This is a genomic window from Pseudomonas sp. TKO26 (assembly GCF_003225665.1).
In the GTDB taxonomy this organism is placed as follows: Bacteria; Pseudomonadota; Gammaproteobacteria; order Pseudomonadales; family Pseudomonadaceae; genus Aquipseudomonas; species Aquipseudomonas saponiphila.
In genome coordinates, this window is record NZ_QKLN01000041.1 from 59,867 (window position 1) to 75,067 (window position 15,201).

The 15,201-nt window shown below is 63.7% G+C and carries 17 protein-coding genes; 4 read left to right on the plus strand and 13 right to left on the minus strand.

Features of this window, described 5'->3' with window-relative positions; all coding sequences use genetic code 11:
• Positions 1-26: 26 nt before the first annotated feature.
• Both pgeF and rluD read right to left on the minus strand, forming a co-directional pair.
• A complete protein-coding gene (gene pgeF, locus DNK59_RS29805) occupies positions 27-752 on the minus strand; it encodes a peptidoglycan editing factor PgeF (protein WP_110725624.1) in 726 nt (241 codons plus the stop codon).
• The gene (rluD, locus tag DNK59_RS29810) at positions 749-1,711 is read right to left on the minus strand and encodes a 23S rRNA pseudouridine(1911/1915/1917) synthase RluD (RefSeq protein WP_016964308.1); all 963 of its coding nucleotides are present in this window, start codon (positions 1,709-1,711) and stop codon (positions 749-751) included. The genes pgeF and rluD overlap by 4 nt, the downstream gene beginning before the upstream one ends.
• A gap of 150 nt (positions 1,712-1,861) precedes the next feature.
• On the opposite strand from rluD, the gene DNK59_RS29815 reads away from it, so the two are divergent.
• The 3 genes from DNK59_RS29815 (at position 1,862) to DNK59_RS29825 (ending at position 4,827) form a co-directional block, all read left to right on the plus strand.
• Positions 1,862-2,884: an outer membrane protein assembly factor BamD gene (locus DNK59_RS29815; RefSeq protein WP_110725625.1), complete on the plus strand. Its 1,023-nt coding sequence runs from the start codon at positions 1,862-1,864 to the stop codon at positions 2,882-2,884.
• A gap of 127 nt (positions 2,885-3,011) precedes the next feature.
• Positions 3,012-3,245, plus strand: coding sequence for a PP0621 family protein (locus DNK59_RS29820; RefSeq protein ID WP_110725626.1), 234 nt, complete (start codon positions 3,012-3,014; stop codon positions 3,243-3,245).
• A 253-nt stretch (positions 3,246-3,498) separates the two neighbouring features.
• Positions 3,499-4,827, plus strand: a complete 1,329-nt coding sequence (locus tag DNK59_RS29825; protein ID WP_110725627.1) for a sigma-54 dependent transcriptional regulator — start codon at positions 3,499-3,501, stop codon at positions 4,825-4,827.
• Here DNK59_RS29825 and thiO read toward each other — a convergent pair.
• The 6 genes from thiO to pilV are packed head-to-tail and all read right to left on the minus strand — an operon-like array spanning position 4,824 to position 8,480.
• On the minus strand, positions 4,824-5,924 hold the full coding sequence (gene thiO / locus DNK59_RS29830) for a glycine oxidase ThiO (RefSeq protein WP_110725628.1): 1,101 nt from the start codon (positions 5,922-5,924) through the stop codon (positions 4,824-4,826). The genes DNK59_RS29825 and thiO overlap by 4 nt on opposite strands.
• A gap of 55 nt (positions 5,925-5,979) precedes the next feature.
• Positions 5,980-6,381, minus strand: coding sequence for a type IV pilin protein (locus tag DNK59_RS29835; RefSeq protein WP_110725629.1), 402 nt, complete (start codon positions 6,379-6,381; stop codon positions 5,980-5,982).
• A gap of 15 nt (positions 6,382-6,396) precedes the next feature.
• A complete protein-coding gene (locus tag DNK59_RS31755; protein WP_146249947.1) occupies positions 6,397-6,840 on the minus strand; it encodes a hypothetical protein in 444 nt (147 codons plus the stop codon).
• 7 nt (positions 6,841-6,847) lie between these two features.
• On the minus strand, positions 6,848-7,330 hold the full coding sequence (locus tag DNK59_RS29845; RefSeq protein ID WP_256596734.1) for a PilX N-terminal domain-containing pilus assembly protein: 483 nt from the start codon (positions 7,328-7,330) through the stop codon (positions 6,848-6,850).
• Positions 7,330-8,040, minus strand: a complete 711-nt coding sequence (locus tag DNK59_RS29850) for a PilW family protein (RefSeq protein ID WP_110725632.1) — start codon at positions 8,038-8,040, stop codon at positions 7,330-7,332. Before DNK59_RS29850 ends, DNK59_RS29845 begins: the two co-directional genes overlap by 1 nt.
• The gene (gene pilV, locus DNK59_RS29855) at positions 8,037-8,480 is read right to left on the minus strand and encodes a type IV pilus modification protein PilV (RefSeq protein ID WP_110725633.1); all 444 of its coding nucleotides are present in this window, start codon (positions 8,478-8,480) and stop codon (positions 8,037-8,039) included. Before pilV ends, DNK59_RS29850 begins: the two co-directional genes overlap by 4 nt.
• Positions 8,481-8,884: 404 nt before the next feature.
• Here pilV and DNK59_RS29860 point away from each other — a divergent pair, with 404 nt between their 5' ends.
• Positions 8,885-9,409: a GspH/FimT family protein gene (locus DNK59_RS29860; protein WP_110725634.1), complete on the plus strand. Its 525-nt coding sequence runs from the start codon at positions 8,885-8,887 to the stop codon at positions 9,407-9,409.
• On the opposite strand, the gene ispH is transcribed toward DNK59_RS29860, so the two are convergent.
• The 5 genes from ispH to ribF form a co-directional block, all read right to left on the minus strand.
• On the minus strand, positions 9,410-10,357 hold the full coding sequence (gene ispH, locus DNK59_RS29865) for a 4-hydroxy-3-methylbut-2-enyl diphosphate reductase (RefSeq protein WP_092309926.1): 948 nt from the start codon (positions 10,355-10,357) through the stop codon (positions 9,410-9,412).
• Between the two features lie 103 nt (positions 10,358-10,460).
• Positions 10,461-10,898, minus strand: coding sequence for an FKBP-type peptidyl-prolyl cis-trans isomerase (fkpB, locus tag DNK59_RS29870; RefSeq protein ID WP_177431320.1), 438 nt, complete (start codon positions 10,896-10,898; stop codon positions 10,461-10,463).
• 7 nt (positions 10,899-10,905) lie between these two features.
• Entirely contained in the window at positions 10,906-11,418 is a 513-nt protein-coding gene (gene lspA / locus DNK59_RS29875; protein WP_092309920.1) for a signal peptidase II, read from the minus strand.
• Positions 11,411-14,242 carry an isoleucine--tRNA ligase gene (gene ileS, locus DNK59_RS29880; protein ID WP_110725635.1) on the minus strand — a complete coding sequence of 944 codons (2,832 nt, stop codon included), beginning with the start codon at positions 14,240-14,242 and terminating at the stop codon, positions 11,411-11,413. The genes lspA and ileS overlap by 8 nt, the downstream gene beginning before the upstream one ends.
• Positions 14,243-14,255: 13 nt before the next feature.
• On the minus strand, positions 14,256-15,200 hold the full coding sequence (gene ribF, locus DNK59_RS29885; RefSeq protein WP_167365622.1) for a bifunctional riboflavin kinase/FAD synthetase: 945 nt from the start codon (positions 15,198-15,200) through the stop codon (positions 14,256-14,258).
• Position 15,201 lies beyond the last annotated feature (1 nt).

Sequence of the window (15,201 nt, forward strand, 5' to 3'; positions counted from 1 at the left end):
AGCAGCTTGACGCAAGTCAGATTAGTCTAGCGCTCAAGCCAGATCAGGGAGGCAAAACGTCCGGTACGCGGGCTGCGCCGGTAAGAGTAGAAGCGTGGGTCAGTCACGGTGCAGCAACCGCCACCATAGACCGCCGTTACCCCCCGCGCCGCCAGGCGCAGGCGCGCCAGTTGGTAGATGTCGGCCATGAAGCGGCCGGCATTGACGCTTGGCACAAAGGCTTGCTCGGTAACAGCCAACTGGCTGACGAAGGCTTCGCGCACTTCAGCCCCGACCTCAAAACGCTCCGGTCCAATGGCCGGCCCCAGCCATACCAGCACCTCGGCGGGTGCAGTATCCAGGCTGTCGAGGGTGGCCTCCAGCACACCGGCCGCCAGCCCGCGCCAACCGGCATGAGCCGCCGCAACCCGGGTTCCACTTTGGTTGCAGAACAGCGCCGGCAGACAATCGGCAGTCATCACCGCACAGGCAATCCCCGGAGTCGCGGACCAACTGGCATCGGCGGTTGCCACCACCCAAGGATCCGCGTGAGCCACGGCAATCCCGTGCACCTGCTGCAACCAGGCCGGCGCAATGTCGAAACGCTCGGTCAGGCGCCGTCGGTTTTCGGCCACCGCTTCAGGTTGGTCTTCAACGTGATCGCCCAGATTGAGGCTGTCGAACGGCGCCAGGCTGACGCCGCCGCTGCGGGTGGTGACACAGGCTTTGACCCCGGCCGGCGCGGGCCAGTCAGGCAGCAGCCAGTCACTCATCCGACGAACGCCTCACGGTCTTGCTTGAGCAGCGACAACAGCCAGACGAAGTCATCCGGCAATGGCGACTCCCAGCTCATGCGCTCACCGGTGGTCGGATGATCCAGCTCCAGGAAACGGGCATGCAGGGCCTGGCGCGGGAAGTTTTTCAGCGACTCGACCATGGTCTGGCTGGCCGCCGGTGGAATGCGGAAACGACCGCCATAGGCCGGGTCGCCCACCAGCGGGAAGTTGATATGGGCCATGTGCACCCGGATCTGGTGGGTACGACCGGTTTCCAGCTTGACCCGCACGTGGGTGTGGGAACGGAAACGCTCCAGTACCCGATAGTGGCTGACGGCCTGCTTGCCGCCTTCCATCACCGCCATACGCTGACGCTGCTGGCCATGACGGCCGATGGGCGCGTTGATCTTGCCCCCGGCGGTGACCACACCGATCACGATGCATTCATAGATGCGGCTGACGCTGCGACTCTGCAGTTGGGCCACCAGCTGGGTCTGCGCCTGGATGGTCTTGGCCACCACCATCAGACCGGTGGTGTCCTTGTCCAGACGGTGGACGATACCGGCCCGAGGCACATTGATAATGTCGGGAACGTGATGCAGCAAGGCGTTGAGCAAGGTGCCATCAGCATGGCCAGCAGCCGGGTGCACCACCAGGCCCGCGGGCTTGTTGATCACCAGGATGTCGTCATCCTCATAGACGATGTCCAGCTCGATGTCCTGGGCGATCCACTCGCCCTGGGCCTCCTGCTCGGCGGTCAGCTCGAGTACGGCACCGCCGTGCACGATGTCCCGCGGGCGGATCACCGCTCCGTCCACAGTCAGGCGGCCGTCTTTGATCCAGGCGGAAAGGCGCGAGCGCGAATGCTCAGCGAATAGTTGGGCGGCGACTTGATCGAGGCGTTGACCGCCCAGTTCGGACGGCACCTCTGCGCGAAGTTCAATTTTATCGGACATGCTCGGACTGGGCGTCGGCACAGCCTTTGGTTTCGGCTGCGCGCTTGTGGTTAAATACGGCGTCTTTTGCCCCGAGGCTTTCAACGGGGCGCTCATCATAACAGGACGGCCCCGCCCAAGACAGCGGCCGTCATAGGGACGCAAGCCGCCATGCAAGTGAAACACCTGCTGCTGATCGCCATCCTCGCACTGACCGCTGCTTGCTCATCGAAGGAAGTCGTTGACGAAAACCTGAGCGAAGTCGAGTTGTACCAGCAGGCGCAGACCGACCTGGACAACCACAGCTACACCAGCGCCACTGCCAAGCTCAAGGCCCTGGAATCGCGCTATCCCTTTGGTCGCTACGCCGATCAGGCACAGCTCGAGCTGATCTACGCCAACTACAAGAATGCCGAGCCCGAGGCCGCCAAGTCCGCCGCCGAGCGTTTCATTCGCCTGCATCCCCAGCACCCGAACGTGGACTACGCCTACTACCTCAAGGGCCTGACCTCCTTCGACCAGGACGTCGGTCTGCTGGCGCGCTTCCTGCCACTGGACATGACCAAGCGTGACCCGGGTGCCGCTCGCGACTCCTATAACGAGTTCGCCCAGCTCACCAGCCGTTTCCCCAACAGCCGCTACGCCCCGGATGCCAAGCAGCGCATGATCTACCTGCGCAACCTGCTGGCCGCCTACGAAATCCACGTGGCCGACTACTACCTGACCCGTCAGGCCTATGTCGCCGCCGCCAACCGTGGCCGCTACGTCGTGGAAAACTTCCAGGAAACCCCTTCCGTGGGTGACGGCCTGGCGGTGATGACCGAGGCCTACCAGCGCCTGCATCTGGACGAGCTGGCCGCAACCAGCCTGGAAACCCTGAAGCTCAACTACCCGAATCACCCAAGCCTGGTGGACGGCCAGTTCGTACCGCGCGTGGCCGAAGCCGACAACCGTTCGTGGCTGAGCAAGGCCACCCTGGGCCTGATCGAATCCCGCCCACCGCTGCCGCCGGGAGAAACCCGCGCCAACCAGGACGTGATGAAGCAGTACCAGGACGCCAAGGACGCGATCCCGTCGGAGCTCAAGCCCAAAGACAGCAACGGCGATGCGATCGAGGAAGAAAAGCACGAGGCCGCCGGCAACAACGGCGACCGCTCCTGGTTCAGCTACATGACCTTCGGCGTGTTCGACTGATAGCCAGCGCAGCTAATAAAGGGAGACTTCATGTCTCCCTTTTTCATGCCTGACACTTCTCGGGCCTGTGCGCCTGCCAGGCGCTTGGCTAAACTGCCGCCTCTCTCCCCCCACAAAGCGGGTCACCATGCTTCGTCTACTGTTCTGGATCGCCCTGATTGCCGCTGCGGTATGGTTCTGGCGCAAGTTCAAGCGCCCCGCAGCCACACCCCGCAGCCCCAACGAACCGGCCACTACACCAATGGTGCGCTGTGCCCATTGTGGTGTGCACCTGCCTCAGGACCGGGCGCTGAGCCTGTCGCAACAGTGGTACTGCAGCCAGGCACATCTGGAACAAGGCCCAGGCCGCCAGGACCGCTGACAGCTGCGACAAGGGCTCAAGCGCGCAGCCATTCCCGACATGCGCGCCTCGAGCCCTTGCCTGCACGGGAAGCCGTTGCTTTCCCCTCGCCCTGCCAGCTGCGGACTCACAGCGACAACCCACACAACTGGCGACAAAATAACCGTCGCCCAAGCCCCTGCGCGCGCCTCCCCACGGGCCTAGACTTCATCTCTCGCCTACAGCACGAGCGCTGTCGCCCGCTGTTCACTCTCGGAGAAAGACGGCCGCCGCCATGAATCCACAGCACAGAGCGCTGGTGGTCGATCAGACCAGGGAAATCCGCTCTGTGCTGGAGATCACCCTGGGCCGCATGCGTCTGCACACCCAAAGCGCCCGCAGCCTGCAGGAAGCCCGCAGCCATCTGGCCCGGGAGCACTTCGACCTGTGCCTGACCGACCTGCACCTGCCGGACGGCAGCGGCCTTGAGCTGCTGCAACATATTCGCCGGCACCATCCCCAACTGCCGGTGGCCCTGTTCAGCCACGAGGCCAGCGCGCCAACCAGCGCCCTGGCAGCCGAAACCTGCGACCTGCTGCCAAAACCCCTGGACCTCAAGCGCCTGCGGGACTGGGTGGCCACAGCTCTGAAACGACCACAGGCTTGCACCGCGACTCACGCCTCAGAGCAACTGCCGGGGGATTCACCGCCCATGGTCATGCTGCGCCGGCACATCGCCAAACTGGCCGCCAGCCTCGCGCCGGTCTATATCAGCGGTGAGTCCGGCAGCGGCAAGGAACGAGTGGCCCGGTGGATCCACCAGTCGGGCCCCAGAGGCGCGCAGCCCTTTGTCCCGGTCAACTGCGGGGCAATACCCGGCGAACTGATGGAGAGCGAGTTTTTCGGTCACCGCAAGGGCAGCTTCAGCGGCGCGCTGATGGATCAGCCCGGACTGTTCCGGGCCGCTCATGGGGGCACCCTGTTCCTCGACGAGATCGCCGACCTGCCGCTGGTCATGCAGGTGAAACTGCTGCGAGCCTTGCAGGAAAAGTCCGTACGCCCAGTAGGCACTCAAGAAGAACAGGCGGTGGATGTGCGAATCCTCTGTGCGACCCACAAGGACCTGAAAAGCGAGGTGCAAGCCGGACGTTTCCGCCAGGACCTATTCTATCGGCTGAACGTCATCGAGTTGCGGGTTCCCGCCCTGCGCGAACGTCGGGACGATATCGGGCTACTGGCCAGGCACATCCTCCAGCGCCTGGCCACCAGCAGTGGCCGGCCAGTCCCAAAGTTGCGCCCACAAGCGCTGCACGCCCTGGAGCGCTACGACTTTCCCGGCAATGTGCGTGAACTGGAGAACCTGCTGGAACGGGCCCAGGCCCTTTGCGAGAGTCCGTGGATCGAAGTAGCAGACCTGAATTTGCCCGCCCCCGAACCTGAGGACGGGCTCACGCCAGGGCCCGCCCCCAACTTCGATCTGGCGCGGCACCTGCAGCAGGTGGAGCGCCAGTTGCTGCTCCAGGCCCTGGAACAAACCCGCTGGAACCGCACGGAGGCGGCCCGGCGGTTGAGCCTGTCGCTGCGCTCGATGCGCTATCGCATGAAGAAACTCGGACTGGACTAGACACGCCCTTCGGGGGCATAGGGCGCCGGATCGATGATCGGTGGGTGCCCCAGCAACAGGTCGCAGAACAACTGGCAGGAAGCCGGTGCCAGCACCAGACCGTTGCGGTAATGCCCGCAGTTGAGCCACAGGCCGGCAAACCCGGGAACCGCTCCGATATAGGGAATACCCTCGGGAGAGCCGGGGCGCAGCCCGGCCCAGTGCCCCACCACTTCGGCATCCGCCAGGGCCGGGATCAGCTCGACGGCAGAGGCCTTGAGGCTCTCCAGTGCCGAGGCGGTCGGGGTCTTGTCGAAGCCCTCATGCTCCAGAGTACTGCCCACCAGGATATGGCCGTCACGTCGGGGAATGGCATAACGCCCCTTGGCCAGAACCATGCAGGACAGGAAATCAGCAGCGCACTTGTAGAGGATCATCTGCCCTTTAACCGGCTCCACTGGCAGCTCCAGCCCCAGGCTGGCAAGCAACTCGCCACTCCAGGCACCGGCACAAAGCACCACCTGATCGGCACGAATCTCTCCGAGCGAGCTATGCACCCCTGCCACTTGCTGGCCGTCGCGGATAAAACCACTGACCGCGCATTGCTCGTCAATGCGCACATTGGGCAAGGCCTGCAATGCCGCCTTGAGGGATTTGACCAGACGCGGGTTACGCACATTGGCCACATTGGCCATGTAGATCGCCAGCTGGTAGCCGGCGCCCAGCACCGGCACTCCGTCATGCACCGCCGAGATATCCACAGCACTCAGGGGACGGCCTTCGCGTTGCGCCCACTCCAGCGCCTGGGCCTGGTCTTCGAGATCCAGCCAGTAGAGCCCGGTGGTGTGGACCTCGGGATCGACCCCGGTGGCGTTCAACAGTTGCTGCGCCAGCTGTGGATAAAAATCCTGGGACCAGTGGGCCAGGGCCGTGACCGCCGGGCTGTAGCGCCAGGGATACAGCGGCGAGACGATCCCGCCACCGGCCCAGGACGACTCACGCCCCAGCTCCGAGCGCTCCACGAGCCGTACCTGCTGGCCCCGGGACGCCAGATTGAAGGCCGTGAGCAGACCAATCACCCCGCCACCCACCACCAGCACTTGCTGTTGTTCAGCCATAGTCAGATCCATTCAAGAGAAAGACAGTGGGCGCCGCAGCCCCCGAAACAAGTGATCAACGCCCCCAGCAGTCCTTGGCTGTCAGCCCTTCGGCCTGACCACTGACACTGATGGCGCCGGTTTGATCGATGCTGAAACTGCCGCATTTGTCCCCCGCCATCAGCGTATCGGCCTTGGGCGAAGCGGTCAGCGAGAAGCCGGTGTCGGTCAGGGTCGGGGCAATGCTGTAGTAATCGTTGCCAGCACTCAGGTCCGGGGCGTTGCTGTAGACACCAGCTTTGGAAAAGTGGCGTTCGAGCTGCTGCGCCTGCTCGGTGAGCAACGCCGCGATCTCGCTGCGATGGGGCTTCTTCAGGTGTTCGGTGATGCTGGGAAGGCTCAAGGTCAGGACCAGACCTATGATCGCAATCACGATCATGATTTCGATCAGGGTAAAACCTTGGTTGGATCTGCGCATGGTCAAGAATCTCGCTTACTGAATTTGTCGCCACAGGATGCGCCGGCTGCCACCCCTGGAGCTTTCCTCCAGGAAACTGCTGGCGCCGCCAGGGTCGCTGACGATCTTGCGGGGCTGATGGCTGGAAACACCCGCACGGCCGGTGAGCGCATCAGCGGTGCCCGTGGAGAAGGTTTCCTTGTCCGCCACGCCTCCGGCGCCGTCGGCGTCCAGCGGCGCGGCGTCGAGCATCTTACCGCTGAACGCCTGCAACTCGATCAATTTCCCGCAGGCCAGGCTTGAACAACCCACGCCAGCCTTGAACCATCCAGCACTCAAGGGCCACGGACCGGATAGACCGAACGGCTGCGAAACCTGATCAGCTACCGTGGCTGGCGACTGTACATCACTCGCGACAACCAGCCCCCAATTGCCCGGCAGCGCGACTGCAAACACCAACGGCCGCAGGTATCGAAGCACGCCGGACTCAGTACTTGGCATAAATGCTCTCAAGCACGCTGCGCGCCTGCCCCGCCAGCCCTATTGCAGTCACTCGGTACAACGTGGCCGAGGTGTCGGGGGGCAGGCCGACCGCATTCAGGACAGTCCCCAGGTTCTGCACCGCATAAAAACCCTCGCCAGTGGCGATCCAGGTCACGGCCGAAGCCTCATTGAACCCGGCACCGCTGACCACCGTCGATTCCGCGGGAGGTGCGCAGCGCACAGGATCTGCGCACAGCGGCAAAGAGTAATCACCCTGGCGGACCGCGCTTTCCCCCAGGCGCAACGCCGCCTCCGCGGCCTGGAAAGCCCGATTGTGCCGGACCAGGCTGGCGGCCATCTTTTCCTGCAAAGTGGCGTTCTGCAGGGATGACAGGCCAATCAGGCTCAGCACCAGCAGAAACACCAGACTCACCAACAGCGCCATGCCCCGTTCACCGACGGGCTTGAGTCCTGCCGGGAACCTCATCAGGGCAACCTGTTGCGCAAGGCCACTACCACCGTGTAGCTCTGCGGGCGGACACGGGCGTCGGGGTCGGCCAGGGTCAGGCGCAATCGCACGCTGCGAATCCGCGCCGGATCACCCGGAAGCGAGCTGTAGCTTGAAACCTCGCTATCCGTTGCAGTGCGGGCCACACCGAAACCGACGTCAAAGGCTTCGACGTTGTCCAGCAGCACTGCTTGCTGCTTGCCCAGGCCACTGCCCAGCAACAGTTGACGGTTCCTGAAGCTGTAGAACACGCGTCGCAAGGCAAACACCTGCTGCCCGACGCCTCCTTGATGAGCCCCCGAATAGGCCACCGCGCTGCGCTGGCAGTCGGTGACCAGGCTCCAGGTCGGCGCCCCGCCATCCTCACCGACATCCGCAGTGATCAGGGTCAGCTTGTGCTCGGCACTGTCCCACTGAATCGGAGTGGCCCGGTAGCGAGAAAACTCCGCGGCGCTGCTCGCGTCGTCAACCTCGCGCAAACAACCTGCCAGCCCCGCCATGCGAATTTCCTGGAGCATCTTGCTCAGGACAAATCGCCCGTCCTCCTGCAAGTAGGCCGCGGCGTTCTGGCTGAGGTAGGTGTTCTTCGCCGCGATAAATACCTGGGTTGCGGCCAAAACCAGCACCAGCCCCAAGAGCAGGGCCAGCATCATCTCCACCAGCGCAAACCCGCAGTTGCCTCGCTTCACCGCGTGCCTCCCGGCTCCACCGCCACTCGGCTGCTGACTTCAAGGCTGCGCTGGCTTTCGACCTGGCCCGCGGCGCGGGAGTCGTCCCAGGTGATGCGAACGGTATAGACCTGCCCGCTGACGCTGATGCGGCCCTTGGCGCCGGGGCCGCCAAAGCTGGCGACGTTGCCGGCGAAGTCCACCAAGTCCTGATCCCGCACCGTGCCCGCCCTGCCCCCAGAGGGAGTGGCAAGGGTGTAGTCGGCAGATGCATTGGCCCGGATGCGGTCGAGCATGTCGTAGGCGATAAAGCTGGCCTGGGTGCTCATACGCGCACTGTCGGTATGCTGCAGCGCCCTGATCTGCAGCGCCGCGGCTCCCAACAGGCCCAACGCCAGAATCGACAGCGCCACCAGCACCTCGATCAAGGACATGCCGTCCTGTGCATGCCACCGGTTCATCCGTAACGTCCTCCATGACACCCCTTTCATTGCGCCAGACACCGGCCACTCGCCGCAGCGACTGCCGCACGTAGGCGATGGCCAATCGAGCTCCGCCAGGAAGGCGCAAATCGATGCCGCCTCCAGAGGTTAGTCTCGGCGTCGCTCCCAGGGCGCTGGCTGGAACACCCCGCAATACATTGCCCTGCGCCCCCACACAGCGCGTACCGAAGGCGACAACGGACAGAACGATCTACGGTTGCGGCTAGCTGAAACCCTTTGTACGCAAATTCACCGCAGGCCTTGGCAAAGTCCTCGGCTATAACAGTTCAACGCCTGGCCGGTCGGAGACTGGCACCCCGGTCCTTTGGCTCAAGGGCCGTTAGCGATTGCGTGAAACCGGGCGCACCAGGGAGGGATACCGCATGCATGAGAAGGGTTTCAGCCTGATCGAACTGCTGAGCGCGCTGGCGGTGCTGGCGCTGTTGCTGCCACTGTCCGGCGCCGCCTTCAGTGAGCTGCTGCGCTCCAATCGCCAGCAGGACACCGCGCAGATGCTTGCCAGTGGCCTGCGCAATGCCCGGGCGGCGGCGATCCTGCATCAACGCACCGCGCTGATCCATGGCCTGGACAACGACTGGAGCCGAGGCTGGCGCATCATTCTGGACATCAGCGGCAAGGGGCCGGAGGATTCGGGAAATCCGCTGCTAATCGAGCGGCGCAGCGGCGGGCAGGTACTGATCGTGGGTAATCGCCCCGTGCAGCACTACGTGCGTTTCAGCCCACTGGGCAACCCGTTGCTGCCCAGTGGCGCCTTCCAGGCCGGCACCCTGCACATCTGCCAGGCCGGCCAGGAGCACAGCCGTCATCAGGTGGTGCTGTCACGCAGCGGGCGGGTCAGCCTGCGTAGCGATTCCGCCGAGCAGGCCTTGTGTGCGCCAGCAGGCTGATCAGAGCAGGGAGCGAACCCGCAGCTCTTTGGGCATGGAGAAGGTGATGTTCTCTTCGCGTCCCGCCAGTTCGTCGGCTCCCGTGGCACCCCAGGCTTGCAGTTGCTGGATCACGCCACGCACCAGCACTTCCGGAGCCGAAGCGCCGGCGGTGATGCCGATGCGCTCGACACCATCGAACCAGCTGCGCTGCAGATCCTCGGCACCGTCGATCAGGTAGGCCGGGGTGGCCATGCGCTCGGCCAGCTCGCGCAGGCGGTTGGAGTTGGAGCTGTTGGGGCTGCCGACCACCAGCACCACGTCGCACTCGTCGGCCAGTTGCTTGACCGCGTCCTGGCGGTTTTGCGTGGCGTAGCAAATGTCGTCCTTGCGCGGGCCGCCGATGGCCGGGAAACGCGCACGCAGGGCATCGATCACCCGGCTGGTGTCATCCATGGACAAGGTGGTCTGGGTCACGAAGGCCAGGCGCTCGGGGTTGCGCACCTGCAGCGCGGCCACGTCCTTCTCGTCTTCCACCAGGTAGATGGCGCCGCCGTTGCTGGCATCGTACTGGCCCATGGTGCCTTCGACTTCAGGGTGGCCGGCATGGCCAATCAGGATGCATTCACGACCGTCGCGGCTGTAGCGCGCCACTTCGATATGCACCTTGGTCACCAGCGGGCAGGTGGCATCGAACACCTTGAGGCCACGACCGGCGGCCTCGTTGCGCACTGCCTGGGAAACACCGTGGGCGCTGAAGATGACAATGACGTCATCCGGCACCTGGTCCAGCTCTTCGACGAAGATCGCTCCGCGATTGCGCAGGTCTTCGACGACAAATTTGTTGTGCACCACTTCATGCCGGACGTAGATCGGCGGCCCGAAGACTTCCAGGGCGCGATTGACGATTTCGATCGCCCGGTCCACACCGGCGCAGAAGCCACGGGGGTTGGCGAGTTTGATTTGCATGCTGTGCCTCGTGTCTTGCGCGCAAGAAGTTAGATCGTTGTAGACAGCGGATCGCCGGCAAACCAGCTCCTACAGAATAGGAGACAGCTTGCCGGCGATGCTTTTAAAGCGCTTTGACGTCGATGATCTCGACATCAAAGGTCAGGGTCTTGCCGGCCAGCGGGTGGTTGAAGTCGACGGTGACCTGAGCGTCATCGAAGGCTTTGACCACACCGGGCAATTCAGTGTTCGCCGCGTCATTGAAGATCACCAGCAAGCCTTCCGACAGCTCCATGTCCTGGAACTGCGAACGCGGGATGATCTGTACGTTCTGCGGGTTGGGCTGGCCGAAGGCGTTTTCCGGCTCGATCGTCAGCTTGCGCTTGTCACCGGCCTTGAAGCCGAACAGCGCTGCTTCGAACCCGGGCAGCAGGTTGCCATCGCCGACCTTGAAGGTCGCCGGGGCCTTGTCGAAGGTGCTGTCTACGGTGTCGCCGTTCTCCAGGCGCAATGCGAAGTGCAAAGTGACTTCGGTGTTCTGACCGATGCGTTGTTCAGCCAATACCTGTTCAGTCATGAACGGCTTCTCCGGTTTTCTTGCTCTTGAACATATCCAGGGCCAGCATCACCGCGCCGACGGTAATGGCGCTGTCGGCGAAGTTGAATGCCGGGAAGTACCAGCGGTTCTGCCAGTGCACCAGGATGAAATCGATCACGTGCCCCAGGGCGATGCGGTCGTAAAGGTTGCCCAAGGCACCGCCCAGCACCAGGGCCAGGGCGACGGCCAGCCAGGTTTCATTGCGCCCCAGGCGCTTGAGCCAGATCACCAGCACCGCGCTGACCACGATCGCGATCAGGGCAAACAGCCAGCGCTGCCAGCCGGAACTGTCAGCCAGGAAGCTGAAGGCGGCGCCGGTGTTGTAGGCCAGGGTCCAGCTGAAGTAGTCCGGGATCACCACCACCTGCTGGTACATGCTCAACGAACTTTCGAAGTGCAGCTTGCTGACCTGGTCGATGACCAGGACCAGCACGCTCAACCACAGCCAGCCCAGACGGCCGAAACGGCCTGCGGCGTTAGGCATAGTGACGAACCTCGCCTGCGCCGCTGATGTTGTCCACGCAACGTCCGCAGATCTCCGGGTGCTCCGGATGCACACCAACGTCTTCGCGGCAGTGCCAGCAACGGGCGCACTTGACGAAGCTCGACTTGACCACTTTCAGCTTGAGACCGCTGACTTCGGTTTCCACCGCGTCGGCCGGGGCCTGGGCCAGGGGCGCGACGCTGGCAGTGGAAGTGATCAGCACGAAGCGCAGTTCGTTGCTCAGCTTGGCCAGATCGGCCGACAGCGAGTCCTCGGCGTACAGAGTCACTTCGGCCTGCAGGTTGCCACCCACCGCTTTCGCGGCGCGCTGGTTCTCCAGCTCCTTGTTGACCGCCGCCTTGACCGCCATGATCCGCTCCCAGAAGGCACGGTCCAGCTCGAAGCCTTCCGGCAGTTCGCTCAGGCCTTCGTACCAGGTGTTGAGCATTACCGATTCGTTGCGCTCGCCCGGCAGGTACTGCCACAGCTCGTCGGCGGTGAAGGCCAGGATCGGTGCGATCCAGCGCACCAGCGCTTCGGAAATGTGGAACAGCGCGGTCTGGCACGAACGCCGGGCCTGGCTGTTGGCACCAGTGGTGTACTGGCGGTCCTTGATGATGTCCAGGTAGAAGCCGCCCAGCTCCTGCACGCAGAAGTTGTGCACCTTGGAGTAGACGTTCCAGAAGCGGTATTCGCCGTAGTGCAGCTCCAGCTCGCGCTGCAGCAGCAAGGTACGGTCCACGGCCCAACGGTCCAGGGCCAGCATGTCTTCAGCCGGCAGCAGGTCGGTGGCCGGGTTGAAACCGCTCAGGTTGGAGAGCAGGAAGCGCGCGGTGTTGCGGATCCGCCGGTAGGCGTCGGCGCTGCGCTGCAGGATCTGGTCGGAAACCGCCATCTCGCCGGAGTAGTCGGTGGCCGAAACCCACAGGCGCATGATGTCGGCGCCCAGGGTGTCGTTGACCTTCTGCGGGGCGATCACGTTGCCCAGGGACTTGGACATCTTGCGGCCGTTCTCGTCCACGGTGAAACCGTGAGTCAGCAGCTCGCGGTAAGGCGCGTGGTTGTCGATGGCGCAACCGGTGAGCAGGGACGAGTGGAACCAGCCGCGGTGCTGGTCGGAACCTTCCAGGTACAGGTCGGCCCGCGGGCCGCTTTCGTGGCCCATCGGGTGCGAGCCGCGCAGCACATGCCAGTGGGTGGTGCCGGAATCGAACCAGACGTCCAGGGTGTCGCTGATCTTGTCGTACTGGCCGGCTTCGTCGCCCAGCAGTTCAGCGGCGTCCATCTTGAACCAGGCTTCGATGCCTTGCTGTTCGACGCGCTTGGCCACCTCTTCCATCAGCTCGACGGTACGTGGGTGCAGCTCGCCGCTTTCCTTGTGCAGGAAGAACGGAATCGGCACGCCCCAGTTGCGCTGGCGGGAGATGCACCAGTCCGGACGGTTGGCGATCATCGAGTGCAGGCGCGCCTGGCCCCAGGCCGGGACGAACTGGGTGTCTTCGATGGCTTGCAGGGCGCGCTGGCGCAGGGTGCCGCCGGCTTCCGGCTGCTTGTCCATACCAACGAACCATTGCGCGGTGGCGCGATAGATCAGCGGGGTCTTGTGGCGCCAGCAGTGCATGTAGCTGTGGCTGATGGTTTCGGTGTGCAGCAGCGCACCGACTTCGCTCAGCTTGTCGACGATGGCCGGGTTGGCCTTCCAGATGAACTGGCCGCCGAAGAACTCCAGCGACGACGCGTAGACACCGTTGCTCTGTACCGGGTTGAGGATGTCGTCGTTGACCATGCCGTAGCGCTTGCAGGTCACGAAGTCGTCTTCACCGTAGGCAGGCGAGGAGTGAACCACGCCGGTACCGGCGCCCAGTTCCACGTACTCGGCCAGGTACACAGGCGATAGACGGTCATAGAACGGGTGACGGAAATTGATCAGTTCCAGGGCCGAACCCGGGGCGGTGGCGATCACCGAGCCTTCCAGGCCGTAGCGGGCCAGGCACGACTCCACCAGCTCCTCGGCCAGCACCAGCAGGCGCTCGCCGGCGTCGACCAGGGCGTAATTGAACTCCGGATGGACGTTCAGCGCCTGGTTGGCCGGGATGGTCCATGGGGTGGTGGTCCAGATCACGATGGCCGCGGGCTTGGCCAGCTTGGCCAGGCCGAAGGCGGCAGCCAGCTTGGCTTCGTCGGCAATCGGGAAGGCCACGTCGATGGTGGCGGACTTCTTGTCCTGATACTCGACTTCCGCCTCGGCCAGGGCCGAGCCGCAGTCGAAGCACCAGTTCACCGGCTTCAGGCCCTTGAACACGAAGCCGCCCTTGACCATCTCTGCCAGGGCACGGATCTCCCCGGCCTCGTTGGCGAAGTTCATGGTCTTGTAGGGGTTGGCCCAGTCACCCAGCACGCCCAGGCGGATGAACTCGGCCTTCTGCCCTTCGATCTGCTCCGACGCGTAGGCGCGGCACAGCTCGCGGGTCTGGTCCGAGGACAGGTTCTTGCCGTGAGTCACCTCGACCTTGTGCTCGATCGGCAGACCGTGGCAGTCCCAGCCCGGAACATAAGGCGCGTCGAAACCCGCCAGGGTTTTCGAGCGGATGATCATGTCCTTGAGAATCTTGTTGACCGCATGACCGATGTGAATCGAGCCGTTGGCATAGGGAGGACCGTCGTGCAGGACGAATTTCGGACGATCCTTGCCAATCTCGCGCAACTTTCCGTACAGGCCAATGCTGTCCCAACGCTGCAGAATCTGTGGTTCGCGCTGAGGCAGGCCGGCCTTCATTGGGAAGGCGGTGTCCGGAAGGTTTAACGTGGCTTTATAGTCGGTCATTTAAGGCTCTTCATTAGCGATTGGCGCTATGGATACGTGCCACTTGGGCACGGGCGGCGGCAACATCCGCATTGATCGCCGTCTTCAACGCCTCCAGGGAGGCGAAACGCTGCTCTTCACGCAGCTTGTGGTGGAAAACCACCGTCAAACGCCGGTCATACAGATCGCCGGCAAAATCTAAAAGATGAACTTCCAGGTGGGCCTTGCCATCACCTGCAACCGTAGGCCGCACGCCAATATTGGCGACGCCGGGCCAGGTCTTGCCATCGATATCGACGCTCACCAGGTAGACCCCGGAGAGCGGCACGCGGCGGCGTTTCAATTGCACGTTGGCAGTGGGCGTACCCAACTGACGCGCCAGCTTCTGCCCGTGCAGGACCCGTCCGGCAATCCGGTACGGACGACCGAGCAGCCGCTCGGCCAGAGCAAAGTCGGCAGCGGCCAGGGCATTGCGGACCTGGGTGCTGCTGACGCGCAAGCCATCCAGCTCAACGGTCTGCGCGGCTTCCACGGTAAACCCGTGGCTGGCTCCGGCCTGCTGCAGGAACTCGAAATCGCCGACCCGGTCGCAACCGAAGCGAAAGTCGTCCCCCACTTCCAGGTGCTGCACACCCAGGCCGTCCACCAGGATCCGCTCGACGAACTCGCTGGCGCCAAGCTTGCTCAGGCGCTGGTTGAAGGCCAGGCACAGGACCCGATCAACACCGGCCTGGGCCAGCAACTGCAACTTGTCGCGCAAGCGGGCCAAGCGGGCCGGGGCGGTTTCCGGTGAGAAAAACTCCCGCGGCTGCGGCTCGAAGATCACCACGCAGCTGGGCACGCCCAACTCGAGCGCACGCTCACGCAGTCGCCCCAGAATAGCCTGGTGACCACGGTGAACACCGTCAAAGTTGCCAATAGTGGCGACGCAGCCCCGATGCTGGGGGCGCAGATTGTGGAGGCCTCGAACCAGCTGCATA